This is a genomic window from Hahella chejuensis KCTC 2396 (assembly GCF_000012985.1).
In the GTDB taxonomy this organism is placed as follows: domain Bacteria; phylum Pseudomonadota; class Gammaproteobacteria; order Pseudomonadales; family Oleiphilaceae; genus Hahella; species Hahella chejuensis.
On sequence record NC_007645.1, the window covers coordinates 1238863 to 1260243 of the forward strand.

Annotated in this window: 18 protein-coding genes and 1 tRNA gene; 17 read left to right on the forward strand and 2 right to left on the reverse strand. The window is 49.4% G+C overall.

Annotated features, from left to right (window positions below):
* Positions 1-69 precede the first annotated feature (69 nt).
* Complete coding sequence (carB, locus tag HCH_RS05515) at positions 70-3297, forward strand: carbamoyl-phosphate synthase large subunit (protein ID WP_011395173.1); 3228 nt, start codon at positions 70-72, stop codon at positions 3295-3297.
* On the forward strand, positions 3294-3770 hold the full coding sequence (gene greA, locus HCH_RS05520) for a transcription elongation factor GreA (RefSeq protein ID WP_011395174.1): 477 nt from the start codon (positions 3294-3296) through the stop codon (positions 3768-3770). Before carB ends, greA begins: the two co-directional genes overlap by 4 nt.
* 48 nt (positions 3771-3818) lie before the next feature.
* Here the strand turns inward: greA and HCH_RS05525 are convergent, their stop codons facing one another.
* The gene (locus HCH_RS05525; protein ID WP_011395175.1) at positions 3819-4142 is read right to left on the reverse strand and encodes a YhbY family RNA-binding protein; all 324 of its coding nucleotides are present in this window, start codon (positions 4140-4142) and stop codon (positions 3819-3821) included.
* A gap of 128 nt (positions 4143-4270) precedes the next feature.
* Between HCH_RS05525 and rlmE the strand changes: the two genes are divergently transcribed.
* The 14 genes from rlmE (at position 4271) to pnp (ending at position 19552) form a co-directional block, all read left to right on the forward strand.
* Positions 4271-4891, forward strand: a complete 621-nt coding sequence (gene rlmE / locus HCH_RS05530) for a 23S rRNA (uridine(2552)-2'-O)-methyltransferase RlmE (RefSeq protein ID WP_011395176.1) — start codon at positions 4271-4273, stop codon at positions 4889-4891.
* A 157-nt stretch (positions 4892-5048) separates the two neighbouring features.
* The gene (gene ftsH, locus HCH_RS05535; RefSeq protein WP_041598443.1) at positions 5049-6971 is read left to right on the forward strand and encodes an ATP-dependent zinc metalloprotease FtsH; all 1923 of its coding nucleotides are present in this window, start codon (positions 5049-5051) and stop codon (positions 6969-6971) included.
* A gap of 93 nt (positions 6972-7064) precedes the next feature.
* Complete coding sequence (folP, locus tag HCH_RS05540; RefSeq protein ID WP_011395178.1) at positions 7065-7892, forward strand: dihydropteroate synthase; 828 nt, start codon at positions 7065-7067, stop codon at positions 7890-7892.
* A gap of 6 nt (positions 7893-7898) precedes the next feature.
* Positions 7899-9236 (forward strand): phosphoglucosamine mutase, encoded by a 1338-nt coding sequence (gene glmM / locus HCH_RS05545; protein WP_011395179.1) that lies wholly within the window; start codon positions 7899-7901, stop codon positions 9234-9236.
* 101 nt (positions 9237-9337) lie between these two features.
* Positions 9338-10084, forward strand: coding sequence for a triose-phosphate isomerase (tpiA, locus tag HCH_RS05550; RefSeq protein ID WP_011395180.1), 747 nt, complete (start codon positions 9338-9340; stop codon positions 10082-10084).
* 10 nt (positions 10085-10094) lie between these two features.
* Positions 10095-10493, forward strand: a complete 399-nt coding sequence (gene secG, locus HCH_RS05555) for a preprotein translocase subunit SecG (RefSeq protein WP_011395181.1) — start codon at positions 10095-10097, stop codon at positions 10491-10493.
* A 7-nt stretch (positions 10494-10500) separates the two neighbouring features.
* Positions 10501-10586: transfer RNA gene (locus HCH_RS05560), tRNA-Leu, on the forward strand.
* Positions 10587-10774: 188 nt separating this feature from the next.
* Positions 10775-11251 (forward strand): ribosome maturation factor RimP, encoded by a 477-nt coding sequence (gene rimP / locus HCH_RS05565; RefSeq protein WP_041599259.1) that lies wholly within the window; start codon positions 10775-10777, stop codon positions 11249-11251.
* An 18-nt stretch (positions 11252-11269) separates the two neighbouring features.
* On the forward strand, positions 11270-12763 hold the full coding sequence (gene nusA, locus HCH_RS05570; RefSeq protein ID WP_011395183.1) for a transcription termination factor NusA: 1494 nt from the start codon (positions 11270-11272) through the stop codon (positions 12761-12763).
* Positions 12764-12787: 24 nt separating this feature from the next.
* The gene (gene infB / locus HCH_RS05575) at positions 12788-15373 is read left to right on the forward strand and encodes a translation initiation factor IF-2 (protein WP_011395184.1); all 2586 of its coding nucleotides are present in this window, start codon (positions 12788-12790) and stop codon (positions 15371-15373) included.
* Positions 15374-15429: 56 nt separating this feature from the next.
* The gene (gene rbfA, locus HCH_RS05580) at positions 15430-15837 is read left to right on the forward strand and encodes a 30S ribosome-binding factor RbfA (protein WP_011395185.1); all 408 of its coding nucleotides are present in this window, start codon (positions 15430-15432) and stop codon (positions 15835-15837) included.
* Between the two features lie 53 nt (positions 15838-15890).
* Positions 15891-16787, forward strand: a complete 897-nt coding sequence (gene truB / locus HCH_RS05585; RefSeq protein ID WP_420794870.1) for a tRNA pseudouridine(55) synthase TruB — start codon at positions 15891-15893, stop codon at positions 16785-16787.
* Positions 16788-16848: 61 nt separating this feature from the next.
* The gene (gene rpsO / locus HCH_RS05590) at positions 16849-17118 is read left to right on the forward strand and encodes a 30S ribosomal protein S15 (protein ID WP_011395187.1); all 270 of its coding nucleotides are present in this window, start codon (positions 16849-16851) and stop codon (positions 17116-17118) included.
* Positions 17119-17440: 322 nt separating this feature from the next.
* The gene (gene pnp, locus HCH_RS05595; RefSeq protein ID WP_011395188.1) at positions 17441-19552 is read left to right on the forward strand and encodes a polyribonucleotide nucleotidyltransferase; all 2112 of its coding nucleotides are present in this window, start codon (positions 17441-17443) and stop codon (positions 19550-19552) included.
* 51 nt (positions 19553-19603) lie between these two features.
* On the opposite strand, the gene HCH_RS05600 is transcribed toward pnp, so the two are convergent.
* Positions 19604-20524 carry an alpha/beta hydrolase gene (locus tag HCH_RS05600; protein WP_011395189.1) on the reverse strand — a complete coding sequence of 307 codons (921 nt, stop codon included), beginning with the start codon at positions 20522-20524 and terminating at the stop codon, positions 19604-19606.
* Between the two features lie 199 nt (positions 20525-20723).
* Between HCH_RS05600 and HCH_RS05605 the strand changes: the two genes are divergently transcribed.
* A complete protein-coding gene (locus tag HCH_RS05605) occupies positions 20724-21206 on the forward strand; it encodes a DUF3015 domain-containing protein (protein WP_041598444.1) in 483 nt (160 codons plus the stop codon).
* Positions 21207-21381: the final 175 nt, after the last annotated feature.

Below are 21381 nucleotides of genomic sequence, written 5' to 3' on the forward strand. Positions count from 1 at the left end.
AGGCGTAATTCTGGGTGATGTCGGCGGCCTGCGGGGCGTCGCAAGATTCGAGCGAGTAGAAGAGCACACATGCCAAAACGTACAGACATCAATAGTATCCTGATTATTGGGGCCGGTCCTATCGTTATCGGACAAGCCTGTGAATTTGACTATTCCGGGGCGCAGGCGTGTAAAGCACTGAGAGAAGAGGGATACCGCGTTATCCTGGTGAACTCTAACCCCGCCACCATCATGACTGATCCGGCCATGGCCGACGCCACTTACATCGAGCCGATTAACTGGCGCACCGTCGCAAAAATCATAGAAAAAGAGCGTCCTGACGCCCTGTTGCCAACCATGGGTGGGCAAACTGCTTTGAACTGTGCGCTGGACTTGGCTCGCGAAGGTGTTCTTGAACAGTATGGCGTAGAGATGATAGGCGCCACGCAGGACGCGATTGACAAAGCAGAGGACCGTGAGCGGTTCGACAAGGCGATGAAAGCCATTGGTTTGGCAACCCCTCGTTCCGCCATTGCGCATAGCATGGAAGAGGCTTTGCAAGTGCTGGATCAGATCGGCTTTCCTGCGATTATCCGCCCCTCCTTCACTATGGGTGGCTCCGGTGGCGGTATCGCTTATAACAAAGAAGAGTTTATTGAGATTTGCGAGCGAGGATTGGAGTTGTCGCCGACTCGTGAGCTGCTGATCGATGAATCGTTGATCGGCTGGAAAGAGTACGAGATGGAGGTTGTTCGCGATAAAAAGGACAACTGTATCATTATCTGCGCAATAGAAAACTTTGACGCTATGGGCGTTCACACCGGCGACTCTATTACTGTCGCGCCAGCGCAGACGCTGACAGACAAAGAGTATCAAATCATGCGTAATGCGTCGGTGGCGGTGCTGCGTGAAATCGGTGTTGAGACTGGCGGTTCTAACGTACAGTTTGGTATGGACCCAGAGACTGGCCGCATGGTGGTGATTGAAATGAATCCCCGTGTGTCCCGCTCTTCTGCATTGGCGTCCAAGGCTACTGGCTTTCCTATTGCAAAAGTAGCGGCGAAGCTGGCTATCGGATATACGCTGGATGAGTTGAGCAACGACATTACGGGCGGCGTCACCCCTGCTTCTTTCGAGCCTAGTATCGACTATGTTGTCACCAAGGTGCCGCGTTTCACGTTTGAAAAATTTCCGCAAGCCAATGCGACGCTGACTACGCAAATGAAGTCCGTTGGCGAGGTTATGGCGATTGGTCGTAACTTCCAAGAGTCTCTCCATAAAGCGCTGCGTGGATTGGAAGTAGGTTCGGCTGGCTTTGAGCCCAAAGTCGATCTTAGTTCTGAAGATGCGAGTGACGTTTTGACTCGCGGCTTGAAAGTGCCTGGCGCGGAACGGATATGGTTTATTGGCGATGCGTTCCGAGCGGGAATGAGTGTCAAGGAAGTGTACGAGCACACCAAGGTTGACCCTTGGTATCTGGTGCAGATCGAAGACTTGATCAAGGACGAAGTGACGCTGAGTAACATGGCGCTGTCAGACCTGACTGCTGATCGTTTGCGCCGCCTGAAGCGTAAAGGTTTCTCTGACCAGCGTCTTGCCGAGCTACTGGGCATCAACGAAAAAGCGTTGCGTAAGCAGCGTCTGGAATACGGCATCAAGCCGGTATTCAAACGTGTGGATACCTGTGCGGCGGAGTTCGCTTCCTCGACGGCTTACATGTATTCCTCCTATGACGAAGAGTGTGAGGCGCAGCCGAGCGACCGTGAGAAAATTATCGTAATTGGTGGTGGTCCTAACAGAATTGGCCAGGGGATTGAGTTCGATTATTGTTGCGTTCACGCCGCCTTTGCTTTGCGCGATGATGGTTACGAAACCATTATGATCAACTGTAATCCTGAGACCGTTTCAACGGATTACGACACTTCCGACAGGCTCTACTTCGAGCCTATTACCTTGGAAGACGTTCTTGCAATTGTTCACCTGGAAAAACCGCGCGGCGTAATCGTTCACTACGGAGGTCAGACTCCACTTAAGTTGGCGCGGGGGCTGGAAGAAGCAGGCGTGCCAATTATTGGAACAACTCCTGACGCCATTGACCGTGCGGAAGACCGTGAGCGGTTCCAGCAGATGGTCGTTCGGTTGGGATTGCGTCAGCCGCCGAATGCGACGGCTCGCAGTCAGGAAGAAGCGCTGAGCAAAGCGAAGGAAATTGGTTATCCATTGGTTGTTCGCCCTTCTTATGTTTTGGGCGGTCGCGCGATGGAAATCGTCTACGACGAAGTGGAGCTGCAGCGCTACATGCGTGATGCGGTGCGAGTCTCCAATGATAGTCCCGTATTGCTGGATCACTTCTTAAACGCGGCGATTGAGGTCGATATCGATGCAGTTTCCGATGGCGAAAAAGTGGTGATCGGCGCCATTATGCAGCACATTGAGCAGGCGGGAGTCCACTCTGGTGATTCGGCTTGCTCGCTGCCTCCTTATAGTCTGCCTGCGGACGTTCAGGACAAAATGCGCGAAACAGTCATTAAAATGGCTCTTGAGTTGCAGGTAGTCGGCTTGATGAACGTGCAGTTGGCCTATCAGGATGGCGAAATATATGTGATAGAAGTAAACCCCAGGGCCTCTCGTACTGTTCCATTCGTTTCCAAAGCGATTGGCGTGTCGCTGGCAAAAGTGGCGGCGTTGTGTATGGCGGGCAAGTCTCTTGAGGCGCAGGGCTTTACCAAGGAAATTATTCCTGGCTTCTATAATGTTAAAGAGTCTGTGTTCCCGTTTAATAAGTTCCCGGGCGTAGATCCGATACTTGGCCCGGAAATGAAGTCCACAGGCGAAGTCATGGGCGTCGGCAAAAGCTTTGATGAGGCCTTTGCGAAGGCGGCGGCGGCGGGCGGAGACTTTTTGCCGACAGGCGGAACTGTATTTCTGAGCGTCAGGGATGCGGATAAAGCCGGTGCGGTGTCTTTAGCTGAGGAGTTAAATGCTGTAGGCTTCGAGATTATGGCGACTGCGGGGACTGCAAAAGCGATCGAAGAAGCGGGCATTCCCGTAAAACGGATCAATAAAGTGCGAGAAGGCAGACCTCATATCGTAGACGCCATAAAAAATGAAGAAGTAGATTTGATTATCAATACTACGGAAGGCCGGAAGGCGATTGCGGATTCTGCGGAAATCCGTAAGTCGGCCCTACAATACAAGGTGACCTATACCACCACCCTGACGGGAGGTGAGGCATTCTGCCGCGCAATCAAGGTTGGGCAGGATCACGCTGTGAATCGTCTTCAGGATATTCATGCAACCATTCAAGGCGACAAATGAGCAAAATACCTATGACAAAAGCAGGGGAGCAAGCCCTGCGTGAAGAGTTGAATCGTCTGAAGACTGTGGATCGGCCGCGAGTAATCACGGCCATCGCGGAAGCCAGAGAGCACGGAGACTTAAAAGAGAACGCCGAATATCACGCTGCGCGTGAACAGCAGAGCTTTATCGAGGGCCGCATTGCGGAAATTGAAAGTAAGCTGTCCATGTCTCAGATTATTGACCTTACCTCTATTGAGAATACGGGTAAGGTCATTTTTGGCGTAACCGTGAATATCATCAATCTGGATACAGACGACGTCAGCTCTTATCAGATCGTGGGTGATGATGAGGCGGATATTAAGAAGGGCAAAATTTCAGTGTCTTCGCCGATTGCGCGCGCATTGATTGGAAAAACTGTTGGCGACGTAGTCGTTGTGCAGGTGCCGAGCGGTATGGTTGAGTATGAAATTGATGGCGTGCAGCACCTGTAATCAGGGCGGCGCGTAAATAAAAAGCCGGCGTCAGCCGGCTTTTTTAATTTATTTACCTGCGCCGGATTGATGACGCAAAAGGTTGGAAAGCTTCGGGTTGGGCCTGGGGTTTTTGCGAAGCAAAATCGCGGTGCGCCCAATCACTTGAACTAATTCTGAGCGAGACATCTCGCAAAGCTCTTTGATAACCCCGGCTCTTTCTTCCTTTTCGCCGACAGCAATTTTAATTTTTATCAGCTCGTGGTCGTTCAGTGCGCGCTCAAGCTCACTGATAACGCCTTCGGTAATGCCCGCGCCGGCGATAGTGACGATCGGCTTCAAGTGGTGTGCGATAGCGCGGTACTGTTTGCGTTGCTCTATGGGTAGAGTCATGTCTGTGTGGAAACCTTCTTGCGTATGAAAAACGTGTATAGTAGCGCACTATGGCGCACTTTCTGAACAAAAAAACACAGTATCAGCAAATGTGCCTATACTAAAATAATCGTGTCAGAGGCAATAAAGTGGGACGTTCTAAATCCAGCTCTCGGTGGCTGAATGAGCATCATAGCGATGTCTATGTTAAAAAATCCAAAGAGGACGGATTTCGCTCAAGAGCCAGCTACAAATTGATTGAGCTCGACCGTCAAGACAAATTATTGAGGCCGGGAATGACGGTGATAGATCTCGGTGCGGCGCCGGGCGGCTGGTCTCAGGTCGTCGCTGACGTGGTGGGAGACCAGGGAAAAGTTGTTGCATGCGATTTGTTGTCAATGGACAGTATTGCTGGCGTGACGTTTTTCCAGGGCGACTTCACAGAGGATGAAATGCTGGATGCGATCCTTAACGAAGTAAACAGTCGGCCTGTTGACCTTGTAATTTCCGATATGGCCCCCAATATGAGTGGGATGAAATCGGTTGATATACCAAAAGCGATGTATCTGGTTGAATTAGCGCTTGATTTGGCGTGTCGCGTCCTTAAGAAGAATGGATGCTTTGTCGCCAAGGTCTTCCAGGGGGAAGGCTTCGATCAGATTTTGCAGGAGTCCAGGGGCAGGTTTAGTAGCGTAAATATACGCAAACCTGACGCGTCCCGTGCTCGGTCACGTGAGATTTACCTAGTTGCCAAAGGGTTTCGAGGATAAACTTTCGTTATCGCCCTGTTTAGTAAAATTAATGTAAATAGCGGCGATAATGGACATATAGTATGGTTTGGTGTTATCTAAACCCTGCGAATGCATTGAACCGAGCGACAAATCATTATTCGAGTCTGTAAGAAAAGAGGGATGGCCCTTGAACGATATGGCTAAAAATTTATTACTTTGGTTGATTATCGCAGCAGTGCTGCTGACGGTATTTAACAATTTCAATGTCCCCTCGTCCGCCCAAAAGCTCAATTACTCTGAATTTTTACAGATGGTCAATAATGGCCAGGTGAAAAAGGTAGTCATAGACGGTGTGGCGATTGACGGGGAGAGACAAGACGGGTCCAGGTTCTCGACCATCCGCCCTGAAATTCCTGATCTGGGTTTAATTGGCGATCTCATGAAAAATGAGGTGGTTGTTGAGGGGCGCGAGCCAGAAACTCAGAGTATCTGGACGCAGCTACTAGTCGCCTCATTCCCGATATTGGTCATTATTGCTGTCTTTATGTTCTTCATGCGGCAAATGCAAGGAGGGGCTGGCGGCAAGGGGCCGATGTCATTTGGCAAGAGCAAAGCCCGACTGATGGGCGAGGATCAGATTAAGACGACCTTTGCTGATGTGGCGGGTGTCGATGAAGCTAAGGAAGAAGTTAAAGAAATCGTGGACTTCTTGCGTGATCCCAGCAAGTTCCAGCGTTTGGGGGGGAGAATTCCTCGCGGCGTGTTGATGGTAGGTAATCCCGGTACTGGTAAGACCCTGCTGGCCAAAGCTATCGCAGGTGAAGCTAAGGTTCCTTTCTTCTCTATCTCTGGTTCGGATTTTGTAGAGATGTTCGTTGGTGTTGGCGCCTCGCGTGTTAGAGATATGTTCGATCAGGCCAAGAAGCAGGCTCCTTGCATTATCTTTATTGACGAGATTGACGCAGTTGGTCGCCATCGTGGCGCAGGTTTAGGCGGCGGTCACGATGAGCGTGAACAGACGTTAAACCAGTTATTGGTTGAAATGGACGGGTTTGAGGGCAATGAAGGCGTTATTGTGATCGCTGCGACCAACCGTCCTGATGTTCTTGATCCTGCGTTGTTGCGCCCTGGTCGTTTTGATCGACAAGTGGTTGTGGGACTGCCTGATATTATGGGGCGTGAACAGATTTTGAAGGTGCATTTGCGAAAAGTGCCGCTAGAAGATGATGTCAACGCCTCTGTTATCGCAAGAGGCACACCGGGCTTCTCAGGGGCTGATCTCGCCAACTTGGTGAATGAGGCGGCTCTGTTTTCTGCGCGTGCGAATAAACGTACAGTTGGTATGCATGAAATGGAGTTGGCAAAAGACAAAATCATGATGGGCACGGAGCGCAAATCAATGGTTATGTCGGAGAAAGAGAAGCGTAACACTGCCTACCATGAAGCGGGCCATGCCATTGTTGGCAGGTTGGTGCCTGAACATGATCCTGTTTACAAAGTGAGTATCATTCCGCGTGGTCGAGCACTGGGTGTGACGATGTACTTGCCTGAAGAGGATCGATATAGCTATAGCAGACAGTACTTGATCAGTAGAATTTGCAGCTTGTTTGGTGGGCGTATTGCGGAAGAACTGACATTGGGGGTTGATGGGGTAACGACAGGAGCCTCCGACGATATTAAGCGCGCGACGGGTCTGGCGCGAAGTATGGTTACCAAGTGGGGATTATCTGAAAAGCTTGGACCTCTTTTGTATGATGATGACAATGAGGAAGTCTTCCTCGGTCGATCTGCTGGTCATGCGCAGAAAGTATACTCTCCAGAGACGGCGCAGCGGATTGATGATGAGGTAAGGACAGTGATTGATGACTGTTATGAGCACTCGCGTAAGTTGCTAGTCGAGAACATGAGTAAACTGCATATGATGGCGGACGCATTGATGAAATACGAGACCATTGATGCGGAACAGATAGACGCCATTATGGCAGGGCAAGAGCCGCGGCCTCCGAAAGGCTGGGGTGACTCTAATCCGCCCAGTGGCGCACAGCCTGTAAAAGATGTCGAGGCGAATGCAAATCCCCCGAAAGGCGGTGAGATCGGTGGAGCGGCCGGATCTCATTAATTTCAATAAGCATTTCAGTCTAGTTAAATGACCCGGTTTTTCCGGGTCTTTTTATTTTGTATAACCCTCACCAGATTTCGCATGAGATAACAAATGAAGCTGACACTTCCAAACTCTGTATTGGACTTGAGCGCCCCAGTGGTTATGGGGGTGTTGAATGTCACTCCTGATTCTTTCTCTGATGGGGGACGGTTTTTGTCTCCAGATGACGCTTTAAGCCAAGTTGAAAAGATGGTAACCGAAGGAGCCGCCTTTATTGATATTGGTGGAGAGTCCACTAGGCCCGGGGCGGCTCCAGTGACGGTCAGTCAGGAGTTGGATAGAGTTTGTCCATTAGTTGAGGCTGTGCGGGCGCGCTTTGATGTAAATATTTCTGTGGACACCAGCACCCCTGAAGTGATGCGTGAGTCAGTGGTCCTTGGAGCGGACTTAATTAATGATGTGCGCGCTCTGAGTCGAGAGGGCGCACTGGAGGCGGCTGCATCCTCAGGAGCGGCTATCTGTCTGATGCATATGAAGGGAGAGCCCGGAGCTATGCAGGATAATCCAACCTATACTGATATTGTTAAAGAGGTATCGTCATACTTGGGTGAAAGACGCTCTGTCGCGCTCGAAGCAGGAATCGATATAGATAGAATAATGTTGGATCCAGGGTTTGGTTTCGGCAAAACCTTGGAGCACAACCTCGTTCTAATGAAACATTTGCAAGTGTTTGTGGACATGGGCTCCCCTGTGTTGGTGGGAGTGTCTCGCAAAAGCATGCTGGGAATGATAACAGGTAAAGCGGTGGAGGAGCGCCTGATTGCAAGCGTTTCCGCTGCGGCGGTCGCCATATATAACGGCGCTCGTATAATTAGAGCGCATGACGTCGGAGCTACTGTTGATGCAATTAAAGTGGCTGCAGCGATTAGAGGAGTCTAAACAGATATGAGTAAAGAGTATTTTGGTACCGATGGGATACGTGGAAGAGTAGGTGAAGGCCCTATTACTCCTGAATTTATGTTGAAATTGGGTTGGGCGGCTGGACGTGTTTTTCGTCAGGAGGGGCGTCGTAACCGGGTTCTCATTGGTAAAGATACTCGTATATCTGGATATATTTTTGAATCTGCGTTGGAATCAGGGTTGGCGGCGGCGGGTGTAGACGTTGCGATGCTGGGGCCAATGCCAACACCTGCCATTGCGTATCTTACCCGCACATTTCGTGCTTGCGCAGGTATTGTTATCAGCGCATCACACAATCCGTTCAATGACAACGGAGTTAAATTTTTCTCGGCTGAGGGGACTAAACTTCCCGACTCAACGGAAGAGCAGATTGAGCACTTCATTCGGCAGCCTATGGAGATTGTGCCGTCAAGCCAGTTAGGTAAGGCTGCTCGGTTTGAGGATGCAAAAGGCCGTTACATAGAATTCTGTAAAAGTACAGTCCCCTTTCATATGTCATTTGCAGGAATGCGTGTTGTGCTGGACTGCGCGCAAGGCGCGACCTATCAAGTTGCGCCTAGTGTTTTTAAAGAGTTGGGCGCCAAAGTCGAGACTATTGGCGTGACGCCGGATGGTTTGAATATTAATCATGAAATAGGTTCTACTCACCCTGATCAATTGGCCGCCAAAGTGGTTGAGGCAGGCGCGGATCTGGGGATTGCTTTCGATGGCGACGGGGACCGTGTTGTCATGGTTGACCACAAAGGTGAGATTGTTGATGGTGATGAGATCCTGTATATCATTGCGCGCGACAAAATGCGTAAGGGGCGTTTAAAAGGCGGTGTTGTCGGAACGCTAATGACGAACTTCGGCGCAGAGCTTGCCTTCGGTGAATTGGGGATTCCCTTCGAACGCGCTAACGTTGGCGATAGATATGTTATGGAGGCGCTGCTGCGTAACGACTGGTGTCTGGGTGGTGAAGGCTCCGGGCATATTGTTTGTTTGGATCGGACTACTACGGGGGATGGTATTATTTCCTCTTTGCAGGTTTTGGCGGCGCTTTCGGATTTGGGAATTACGCTCCATGAGGCTAAAAAAGGCATGAGTAAGTTGCCCCAGCATATGATTAATGTGAGGGTAAGTCAGAAAGTGGATATAAAGGGGCACACGACAATCCAATCTGCTGTTGCTAATGCTGAAAAGCAATTTGCAGGCAAGGGGAGGGTGTTGTTGAGGTCATCAGGGACCGAGCCGGTCATTAGGGTGATGGCCGAAGGTGAGGATGAAGCTAAAGTTCGTTCTATAGTGGCTGAGCTGGCTAAAATAGTTGAAGGGTCTGTGTAAAGACCTTTCACATATTGAGTAGTTAGATAATAGTGGCGCACTACTTGTAACTTATAGGGAGTTTGGTTAGTATGTGCGCCTCGCGCGAACTGGAGGGTTGAATGCGAAAAAAACTGATCGCCGGAAACTGGAAGTCTAATGGAAGTCTTGAGCGTAATAAGGCTCTATTAGAAGGTATAGTTAACGCTAAGGCGTTAGGCTCAGTTGATGTGGTGGTTTGTCCTCCATTTCCGTATCTTCAAAGTGTTGAGAGTGCAGTTTCTGATTCCATGATTGAGTTGGGGTCTCAAAATTGCTCCGCCACTGAAGATGGCGCATATACCGGTGAGGTTAGCGCTAAAATGTGCGCTGATATGAAGTGTTCCTGGGTGATACTTGGGCATTCTGAGCGCAGGGCGTTATACGCCGAGAACGATGAAGTTATCGCTTGTAAAGTTAAGCGTGCAGTTGAGTCGGGATTGGCTCCGATACTGTGTGTGGGCGAAACGCTGGCGGATCGCGAGTCAGGCCGAGCTGAAGAAGTTACGCTTAAGCAGCTTGATGCTGTGTTTATGTCTGTCCAACCTGATGATTCGTGGGTTGTGGCGTACGAGCCGGTATGGGCTATAGGCACGGGTAAAACTGCTTCGCCAGAGGATGCGCAGAGTATGCATAAAGCCTTACGGAACAATATTCGTAAGCATTTTCCGCAGATAGCGGATAAAATTAGAATTTTGTATGGCGGCAGCGTTAAGTCGTCAAACGCGAAAGAACTGTTCTCAATGCCGGATGTAGATGGGGCTCTAGTTGGTGGCGCCTCGTTAGTCTCGGAAGAATTTGTCTCTATTATCGAGGCTGCGGTAGAGTAAGGTAGATTAAATGGAACTGTTTGAAACCCTGATTGTTATAGTTCATGTGATCGTTGCAGCTGGCGTTATTGGCTTGGTGTTGATTCAACAGGGTAAAGGCGCTGATATGGGGGCCTCCTTTGGTGGCGGTGCTTCTCAAACGGTTTTTGGTTCTAGTGGTAGTGGTTCTTTTTTGACGAACATGACAACTACTCTGGCCATTGTTTTCTTTCTGAGTAGTTTTGCATTGGCATATGTTGCTAAACAAAAAGCTAGTCAGGTCACTGCAAGTGGAGTTCCTGTTATTGAAACGGTCTCTGGCTCTTCCTCAGAGTCTGATGAGCTTTCAATTGATGCAGATTCTACTAATGCTGGTGAGGTTCAGGGCGCTGCGGAAGCTCCTTCCGATAGCAAGCCTGAGTTAGAGTGAGGTTTATGCCGAAGTGGTGAAATTGGTAGACACGCTATCTTGAGGGGGTAGTAGCCTATGGCTGTGCCGGTTCAAGTCCGGCCTTCGGCACCATATTAAAGACAGGCGAGCCCATTGCTCGCCTTCTTTGCAGCAACTATAATTTTGCTGCCGTATTTTCTGGAATACGCGTTGTAAAACCCCTTTTCAGGGGTTTTTTATTAACTGCACTATGGTGTGGTCGGAGGATGGGCTTAATGCCCATTTTTTGTTTGGCGACTTGGCGTAAAGTAACGCTGGGTATGCTCCTTATCGGAGATAATCTATTGGCTCGTAAAGACGATCTATACCAGCTTCTCAAGCCCGTGGTAGAAGGAATGGGCTGTGACTTTTGGGGGATGGATTACATCGCTCAAGGGAAGAGGAGTTTGTTGCGAATCTATATCGACAAAGAGTCCGGGGTGTTAGTTGATGACTGTGAAAAGGTGAGTCGTCAAATTAGCGCTATTTTGGATGTTGAAGATCCGATAAAGGGGGAGTATACCCTGGAGGTTTCTTCGCCTGGGTGGGATCGGCCGCTCTTTAACGTTGAGCAGTATAAGGCATATATAGGCTCTATTATTGAGGTCAGGCTGCAAGCGCCTTTTAATGGGCGGCGTAAGTTCAAGGGCCTTTTGGCGGCTGTTGAAAATGATGAAATAGTGCTCCAAGTGGACGCGGAAGAATTTATATTTCCTGTGGAAACGATAGATAAAGCGAATGTTGTGCCGCAGTATTGATGGGATTACGGGGTAAAGATGAACAAAGAAATCTTGTTGGTTGTGGAAGCGGTCTCCAACGAAAAAGGGGTAGATAAAGACGTCATTTTCGAAGCTATTGAATTGGCTTTGGCTACCGCTACTAAAAAGCGCTACGAAGATGAAGAGGCTGATATCCGAGTGGATATCGATAGAAAGACTGGTGAGTACCAAGCGTTTCGTCGTTGGTTGGTGGTGGATAATGATGCAGTTCCTGCTTTGGGAACTGAACTTACTTTGGAAGAGGTTCATGAGAGTGGCCTTGACCTGAAGCCTGGCGATACCCATGAAGAGGAAGTCGAGGCGGTCGCTTTCGGGCGAATCGGTGCGCAAGCAGCCAAGCAGATTATTGTTCAAAAAGTGCGCGAGGCTGAGCGAACTAAAATCGTTGATAGCTATCGAGAAAAAGTCGGCGACTTGGTAAACGGCGTTGTTAAAAAGGTGACCCGAGATAACATTATTGTCGACTTGGGGGCGAATGCTGAGGCGTTGTTGCCTAAGGATCAATTGATCAGCAGAGAGACTTATCGTGTAGGAGATCGCGTTCGCGCGTTGCTTTTAGATATCAGAATGGACAACCGAGGGCCTCAGTTAATCTTGAGTCGCGCTTGTTCTCAGATGCTGATCGAGCTATTCAGAATCGAAGTCCCTGAAATCGCAGAAGAAGTTATTGAAATCAAAGCGGCTGCGCGTGATCCGGGTTCCCGGGCGAAAATAGCGGTTAAAACTAATGATGGGCGTATAGATCCAGTCGGCGCCTGTGTGGGTATGCGGGGTTCGAGGGTGCAAGCGGTATCCAGTGAGCTTGGCAACGAACGTATAGATATTGTCCTGTGGGACGATAACCCCGCTCAGCTGGTTATCAACGCCATGGCTCCGGCTGAAGTTGCCTCCATCATCATGGATGAAGATAGCCACACTATGCAGGTGGCGGTATCAGAAGATAATTTGGCGATGGCTATTGGACGTAGCGGCCAGAATGTCAAGTTGGCCTCCGAAATGACAGGGTGGGAAATTAATGTTCTGACTGAGGAGCAGGCGGGGCAGCAGCAGGAAGAAGAGTTTAGACGCTATGTCGATTGCTTTATTGACCAACTGGGCGTAGAGGAAGATTTGGCGGAAGTGTTGGCTTCTGAAGGCTTTACGTCGTTGGAAGAGGTCGCCTACGTACCAATGGAAGAGATGCTCGCTATCGATGATTTTGATGAGGATCTGGTGACTGAGCTGCGCAAGCGCGCAAAAAATGTTCTGATCAATCAAGCGTTAGCGAGTGAAGAGCAGCTGGAAAAAGCGGAGCCTGCGGAAGACCTGTTAAACATGGAGGGGATGGATCGGCACTTGGCGTTTGTGCTCGCAAGCAAAGGTATTGTCACGATGGAAGATTTGGCCGAACAATCTGTTGATGACCTCCTCGATATAGATGAAGTTGATGAAGAACGAGCTGCGCAGCTAATCATGACGGCGCGTAAACCATGGTTTGAGGAACAACAGTAATTCGGGGGCAAACAGGAGACAAGCATGGCAGAAGTTACTATTAAGCAGCTTGCCGAAGACGTCGGGGCTCCCGTTGAGCGTCTGCTAAAGCAGATGGTTGACGCGGGTCTAGAAAAGCGCGGTGAAGGCGATATCGTTACCGACTCAGAGAAACAGAAACTATTGGCGTTTTTGAAGCAAAGCCATGGAGAATCATTTTCTGAGCCAAAGAAAATCACCTTAAAGCGTAAGACCACTACTACGCTGAAGGCATCAGGAACTGGGGCTAATCGGTCTATTAACGTTGAAGTGCGTAAGAAGCGCACCTACATCAAGCGCAGTGAAGCTGTTAACGATATAGATGCGCAGAAGCAGCAGGATATACAAAGGGCTGCTGAAGAAGCGGCAGCGAAAGAACGAGAAACTGAAGTTGAAGTTGCGCTTCAGAATGAGCCGGGCATGGAAGCTACTGCTGAGGTTGTTGAAAGCGTGCAGCAGGAAGCGGCGAACATGGATACTCAAGAAGCTGAGGCAGCGCCCCAGGCGTCGGTCGATGAGTCAGTTAGCGCTACAACTGCTGGCGGCAGTCAGGAGAAAGCTGGCGTAGCAGCTGACCAGGAAGCGGAAGATGCTCAAAAGTCAGAAGCAAGAAAAACGTCTAAACATAGACGTAATAAAGAAGACTCAGAGGTGCGTCGCGAGCCTGCCGATGCTGAAGACCTTAAGCGTCGTGAGAAGCATAAGCCCAAGCCTGCTCCTCAACTCAAGTCTTCAAAAGTCATCGCAATTGAAGAAGATGACTCAAGTGAAGAAGCCCCAAGACGGGCTCGCCAACGTAAAAAGAAGAGCAAAGTGGTTCAGGACCGTTCTGTCCAGCCAATTGTTCGGGAGGTTGTGATTTCGGATACTATTACAGTCGCAGAACTAGCCCAGAAAATGTCCGTGAAAGGCGTGGAAGTTATCAAACGTCTGATGGGAATGGGGATCATGGCGACTTTAAATCAGTCAATCGATCAAGATGTCGCTCAGCTGGTTGCTGAAGAAATGGGGCATAAAGTCAAACTGCTTCAAGAAGATGCAGTGGAGACAGAAGTGTTGGAATCCATTTCTTTCGAAGGCGAATCAAAATCGCGTGCTCCAGTCGTCAGTGTCATGGGACATGTCGACCACGGTAAGACCTCTTTGCTTGACTATATTCGTCGCGCGAAGGTAGCCGCTCAAGAGTCTGGTGGGATTACTCAGCATATTGGCGCGTACCACGTAGAAACTCCTCGTGGAATGATTTCGTTTCTGGATACGCCTGGCCATGCGGCGTTCACCGCCATGCGCGCTCGCGGAGCGCAGTGTACTGATATTGTTATTCTTGTTGTCGCTGCGGATGACGGTGTTATGCCGCAAACGCAAGAAGCAGTTCAGCACGCGAAAGCGGCCGGCGTGCCTCTTGTAGTGGCTGTTAACAAGATGGACAAGGAGCAGGCAGACCCCGACCGTGTTAAGAATGAGTTGTCCGCTCTTGACGTTATCCCTGAAGAGTGGGGGGGCGATGTTCAGTTTGTCCCCGTGTCCGCTCACACTGGCGATGGCATTGATGACCTTTTGGAAGCAGTGCTGTTACAGTCAGAAATGTTGGAGTTAACAGCGGTGCCTGACGCGCCAGGTAAAGGCGTGGTAATTGAATCCAGTCTGGACCGTGGCCGCGGTTCTGTCGCAACTGTTCTTGTCCAAAACGGAACTTTGCGTCATGGCGACATCGTTTTGGCCGGTGAATACTATGGTCGCGTAAGGGCCATGGTGAACGAAAATGGTCAGAATGTTCAGGAAGCAGGCCCATCAATCCCTGTGGAAATTCTAGGGTTGAACGGTACCCCGGATGCGGGCGATGAATTCATCGTTGTGCCTGATGAGAAGAAGGCTCGTGAAGTTGCTGAATTCCGTCAAAATAAAGAGCGTCAAACTCGTCTTCAGCGCCAGCAGGCAGCAAGCCTTGAAAACCTGTTTGAAAATATGGGTAAAGGCGGCGTAAAAGAGCTGAACATTGTTTTGAAGACTGATGTGCGTGGTTCCTTGGAAGCGTTAATCGGGGCCTTGGCGGAGATTGGTAATGAAGAAGTTCAGGTTAAGATCATAGCGAGTGGCGTTGGCGGTATTACTGAAACTGATGCCAACTTAGCGCTTTCCACTCAGGCGATCATAGTGGGCTTCAATGTGCGTGCAGACGCAAGTGCTCGTAAGATCGTTGAAAAAGAAGGTATTGAACTTCGTTACTATAGTGTCATCTATAACATTATTGACGATGTTAAAAAGGCGCTGACCGGTATGCTGGCGCCGGAGTTCCGGGAAGATATTGTTGGCACGGCAGAAGTGCGCGATACATTCAAGAGCCCGAAGTTCGGTCAGGTTGCAGGTTGTATGGTTCTCGAAGGCGCTGTCTATCGCAACAAGCCAATTCGAGTTCTGCGCGACAACGTGGTTATTTTTGAAGGTGAGCTTGAGTCTCTGCGTCGCTTCAAGGATGACGTAGCGGAGGTGCGCGCAGGTACTGAATGCGGTATTGGCGTTCGCAACTATGAAGTTAAAGTTGGCGATATTATCGAAGTATTCGACAAGATAAGGGTCGAGCGTTCTCTGTAACGCTCTCCGTGTCTTGCGTAGTCGCTGCATGCATGCAATTAAGAGTAAAGATATAGATGGCTCGAGAGTTCAGTCGATTAGACCGGGTTGCGGAGCAGATTCAAAAAGAGCTCGCGCAACTGATTCAAAGGGAATTGAAGGATCCACGCTTGGGAATGGTGACAGTAAACAGCGTTAAGGTGAGCAAGGATCTCTCATATGCGGATGTATACGTAACCGTTCTAAACCTTAAGGACGTGGAAGATGATGGCGATGCTTCTAAAGCATCTCTAAAAGTCTTGGAGAGTGCTGCAGGATTTTTGCGTTCGGAATTAGGGCGCGCCATCAAACTGAGAGTCATGCCCCAACTTCGGTTTCATTACGACGCTTCCGTCAGTAATGCTCAACGTTTAGGGGCGTTGATTCAAAAGGCGCGGGCCAAAGATAGCAGCGCTTCTGACTCTAGTGACGACAGTCACAACTGAGGGTAGAGTCGGCGGTGGCGAGACGTAAGAAAGGTGCGCCTTTAAATGGAGTAATGGTCGTTGATAAGCCGCAAGATTGGACGTCCAATGCTGTATTGCAAAAGGTTAAGTACGCGCTGAACGCGCAGAAAGCGGGTCATACGGGCGCTTTGGATCCTCTAGCGACAGGGGTTTTACCCTTGTGCTTTGGTGAAGCTACAAAGTTTAGCCAATTGCTGTTGGACTCTGATAAAGAGTATGTTACGTGCGCCTATCTTGGCCGTACTACAACCACTTCTGATGCTGATGGCGATATCATAGCGGAGTCGCCTGTTCCTGGCCTCTCTGTTTCTGATCTGGAAAGTGTCCTTGGGAAATTTAGGGGGAATCTAAAGCAGATTCCCTCAATGTATTCAGCTTTAAAGCATAAAGGCACTCCCCTTTACAAGCTTGCCCGGCAGGGGATAGAGGTAGAGAGGGAAGCCAGGGATATCATCATTCATGAGCTTGAGCTCCTAGACTACACTCCTCCTTTTTTGCGTTTACGGGTTCTCTGCAGTAAGGGAACCTATATTCGTAACCTAGTGGAGGATATCGGTCAGGTTTTAGGTTGTGGAGCGCATGTAATGGAATTGCGTCGTACACGTTGCGGACCATTTTCGCTGGCGGATAGCGTTGAGTTTGTTTCATTTGCTGATGAAAGCGGACGCCAAGCCGCGGCGGAGAAGTATAAAGAACGTTTGCTGCCCATAGATTCGTCTGTCCAACAGTTCTCCGAAATAATTTTGGACGAGGCTAATACAGGCTCGATTATCCAGGGGCAAACGGTTAAAATATCGCCTCTCTCAAGCGAGGGGAAGGTTCGTCTGTATACTAACAGGCGTCATTTTATCGGCTTGGGAGAAGTGATGAGCGATGGAACGGTTAAGCCCGTTCGGTTGCTCAATGTGAGCGCGCTTAGCGCTGAATGAATGGGGCGGCTGTTAATATGCGCGGTCGTTTCCGCATTAATCGCATATTTGGAGAAAAATCATGGCATTATCTGCTACCGAAAAGTCGGTTATTGTTAAGGAATATCAAGTAAAGGAAGGGGATACTGGTTCTCCTGAAGTTCAAGTTGCTCTGTTGACTGCTAATATCAACAAGTTGCAAGATCACTTCCAGGCGAACAAGCATGACCACCACTCGCGTCGCGGGCTGATTCGTATGGTTAACCAGCGTCGTAAGTTGCTTGATTACCTGAAAGGCAAAGATACCCAACGTTATGTTGACCTGATCCAGAAGCTGGGTTTGCGTCGCTAAGAAGACAAAGGTATTGCTTTAGTATCCGGGGTATCAAATGTTTGATACCCCGTTACTTTTTGAGGAACCTCCGATTTATTCGATACTTGATGATTTTCAAAGAGCTTCGCGCTCAATGAGATGAAGCAAGAGGGGCTGGCGCTGACGGACGTTTTCCGCACACCTTGCTCCTTAAGTGTTGGAGAAGTCTGTGGTCTTGTTGAGAGATCGAATAAATCAAAGGTTCCTTTGTTGGGTATCTAAGGCTCGAATCGGTAAGTAGCAGCTGATTCCGGATTAAAATTTAAGCGTAAAAATTAAAAAACACTCGTAAGGAGTCAAAGTGAACCCAGTTCGTAAAACATTTCAATACGGCAACTCAACAGTCACTCTGGAAACTGGCCGTATAGCTCGCCAGGCTACTGGAGCCGTGTTGGTGACAATGGACGATACTGTTGTTTTGGTCACCGCTGTTGCAGAAAAAGAAGCTGTTCCAGGTCGTGATTTCTTTCCTCTTTCTGTTCACTATCAGGAAAAAACCTATGCAGCTGGGCGTATTCCAGGCGGTTACTTTAAGCGTGAGGGGCGTCCATCAGAGAAAGAAACTCTGACTTCCAGATTGATCGACCGCCCCATCCGCCCGCTGTTTCCAGATGGTTTCATGAATGAAGTACAAATCATTTGTACTGTTATGTCAGCAAACAAAGATGTCGATCCAGATATCGCCTCCATTATTGGCGCGGCGGCTGCGTTGGAAATTTCCGGCGTTCCCTTCCAAGGTCCACTGGCGGCTGCGCGCGTTGGTTACACTGACGAAGATGGTTACCTGCTGAATCCTGGCTTCAAGGCAATTGAAAACTCTAAGTTGGATATGGTTGTCGCAGGTACCGAAGATGCGGTTCTGATGGTTGAGTCGGAAGCGAAAGAGTTAACAGAAGACCAGATGCTTGGCGCAGTATTGTTCGCTCACCAGGAAATGCAGGTGGCTGTGCAGGCGATTAAAGAGTTTGCTCAGGAAGCTGGTAAGCCTAAATGGGATTGGCAGGCGCCGGAAGTTAATGCTGAACTTTTGGAGGCCTTGAAGGCCAAATTTGCCGGCTCTATCGGTGAAGCTTATGGCATCCGCGTTAAAGCTGATCGTTACGCTAAGTTGGGCGAGCTTCGTCAACAAGCGGAAGAAGAGCTGGCGGGTGAAGAAGAAGGCAAGTTTGAAGCTGAACTGGTCAAGAAATACTTCAGCAAGCTTGAGAAGGCTTGTGTCCGTCAGAATATTATTAAGGGTGAGCCACGTATTGACGGTCGTGATACCAAAACGGTTCGTGACCTGAAAATTGAAGTTGGCGTACTGCCGAACACCCACGGTTCCGCATTGTTTACGCGTGGAGAGACTCAGGCTCTGGTAACAGCGACTCTGGGTACTATGCGTGATGTATTGATGGTGGACGCGTTGGAAGGTGAGAAGAAAGACTCATTCATGTTCCACTATAACTTTCCTCCATACTCTGTGGGTGAAGCATCCCGAGTTGGCGGTGTAGGTCGCCGCGAGATCGGTCATGGTCGTTTGGCGCGTCGTGGCGTACAAGCGTTGATGCCGAATCTTGAGGAATTCCCCTACGCAGTACGCTGCGTCTCTGAGATTACAGAGTCAAATGGCTCTAGCTCAATGGCCAGCGTATGCGGCAGCAGCCTGGCTCTGATGGATGCCGGTATTCCTGTTAAAGCTCCAGTTGCAGGCATTGCAATGGGCTTGGTCAAAGAAGGCGACAGCTTTGCTGTATTGACTGATATCCTGGGTGATGAAGATCACTTGGGCGACATGGACTTCAAAGTAGCGGGAACCGAAAAAGGTGTTACCGCTCTGCAAATGGATATCAAGATCAACGGCATTACCGACGAAATCATGGAAATTGCGTTAGAGCAAGCTCTGCATGCGCGACTCCATATCCTCGGTGAAATGAATAAAGTGATTTCCGAACCACGAGACTCCGTTGCAGATAACGCGCCGAAGATGGAAACCATCAAGATCGATCCGGATAAAATCCGTGACGTTATCGGTAAGGGCGGCGCCACTATTCGTTCTATCTGTGAAGACACAGGCGCTTCTATCGATATCGACGACAATGGTACTGTGCGTATTTACGCGGAAAGCAAGCTGGCGGCGGATGAGGCTATTTACCGTATCACCGAGATCACGGCTGAAGCGGAAGTTGGTAAGCTGTATCGCGGCAAGGTTGAGCGTATTGTTGAGTTCGGCGCGTTTGTAAACATCCTGCCCGGTAAAGACGGTCTGGTGCATATTTCTCAGATCGCGCAAGAACGTGTAGAGAACGTCACTGATTATCTTAAAGAAGGTCAGGAGGTCGTTGTTAAGGTGCTGGATATTGACGCTCGTGGCCGTATCAAACTTTCTATGAAGGAAGTGACTGAAGACGAAAAAGCTTCAATGGCTGGTTAATTCCTCTCTTCCCAAGAAAAGCCGCTCTATGCGGCTTTTTTTATGCCAAATTTAAAGTGGCGAGCGCTTGGGATTGGCGAGAAAGTTCAGTAATACCTGGCGATATTCTGCAATGCTAAAGGTAGCTGTGTGAGGGGTATTGGTGCTTAAGAAGTACTTTGGGTCGCCTGCGTGCTGAAATACTCTCTCGCCGTGGTGATAAGGGATGATTTGGTCAGAGACGCTGTGAATCATCAACAATGGGACTGGTGAGATATTTCCAACGTAATCCTCTGGGTCATAATTCGCAGGAAGGATATAGGAAAAGGGATATTGAAAGGCCCAGGTCAGCCACCCTGCTGCAAGTTTTTCTCGTGCGATCTCCCTTAGATCGCTAAAGGGAGCGTCGGCGATGACCGCGGTGGGTTTATCCGCATGAGGGGGCATCTGTCCTACAAAATTAATGCTCAGCACTGCGCCGATGCTTTGTCCAAGTACAAAGAATGGCGTGTTTGCACCTGGATATCGTGTTTTCAACCATTCGTAACCTGTTTCTACGTCGCTAAGAGCGCCCGCCATCTCTGGCTTGCCAGAGGATAAGCCAAATCCACGGTAGTCCAGACAAAATACCTCATAGCCCTGTTGCGGAAGCCATAGTACGTTGCCGCAATGAGTACTGATATTTTCTGCATTGCCATGCAGGAAATAGACTACGCCTCGCAATGGAGGAGAGGCCTGAAGCAGCCATCCATGAAGACGCTCGCCATCAGGTGTGTTGAGATAAATGTTCTCATATCGAACTTGCGCTTGATCGGGGGTGCGATAGATATGCTTGTCTGGGTAGAAAAGCAGTCCACTACAAGCGCTAAGAAAAAGCAGCGCCCCTAACAATCCAAGTTTGAAAACGGCGTTAGCAAGAGTATTAAATTTATCTGATGTGACGTTCACAATTTGATCTGCCTGTATACCTGAACTAGGCTTACCTCGGGCCATGTAATGGCGCCAAGTCTGTACGCCCTGGTGAGAAATGACCAAGCGTTTCTGTTTCAGCATAGCTGTTTGATGTCTATTTCAGAAAGAGTTTGTCACAACTCGGTTTTCGAGTTGGTTGGCGTTTGTTGCCAGGATGGGCGCTGATACTTGCACAAATAGTACGCGACGAGAATAAGCTAACGTTGAAAGAGGAATCGTTATGAGAAAAATGATGCTCGCTGTTGGGTTTTTGTCGATGACATCCGGCGCTTTTGCTGAAGCCCCTGGGGGACCGGATTGTGGATGGGGCAACATGCTGTTCGCAGGAGAAAGTGGACTGCCTATCCATCTTTTGGCCACCATTACTAATGGCACTTCAGGTAATAACACATTTGGCATGACCTCCGGAACCAATGGATGTTCTGCTAATGGCGTGCTGACCTATGGCGGATCGCCGTTAGTCAACCTCACGCCAATCATGGATGAGTTTTCTGAGGACGTGGCGCGAGGTCATGGAGACGCCTTGACCACCGTTGCTGTCGCGCTGGAGGTCAAGCAGGAAGACCGCGCACGCTTTAACCAGGTTATGCATGATAATTTTAATCAGCTGTTCCCAAGCGAAAGTGTAACGGCGGAGCAGGTGATGCAGTCCGTCATGGATGTGATGAAGACCGACGCAAGGCTTTCCAAGTACGCCGCTTGAAGTCAAAACATGAAGCGACGCCCGGTAGTCCGGGCGTTGATTCGTTTTTCTTAACCCCTGCTGATCAAGAGCGCATGTCGCCCTATGCGGATTATGCATTTCCTGTCCGTTGCTTTTTCTACCATGTTTCTTTTTATCAATACCGTATTCGCCGCTTCTCCTGGAGTTGTTGATG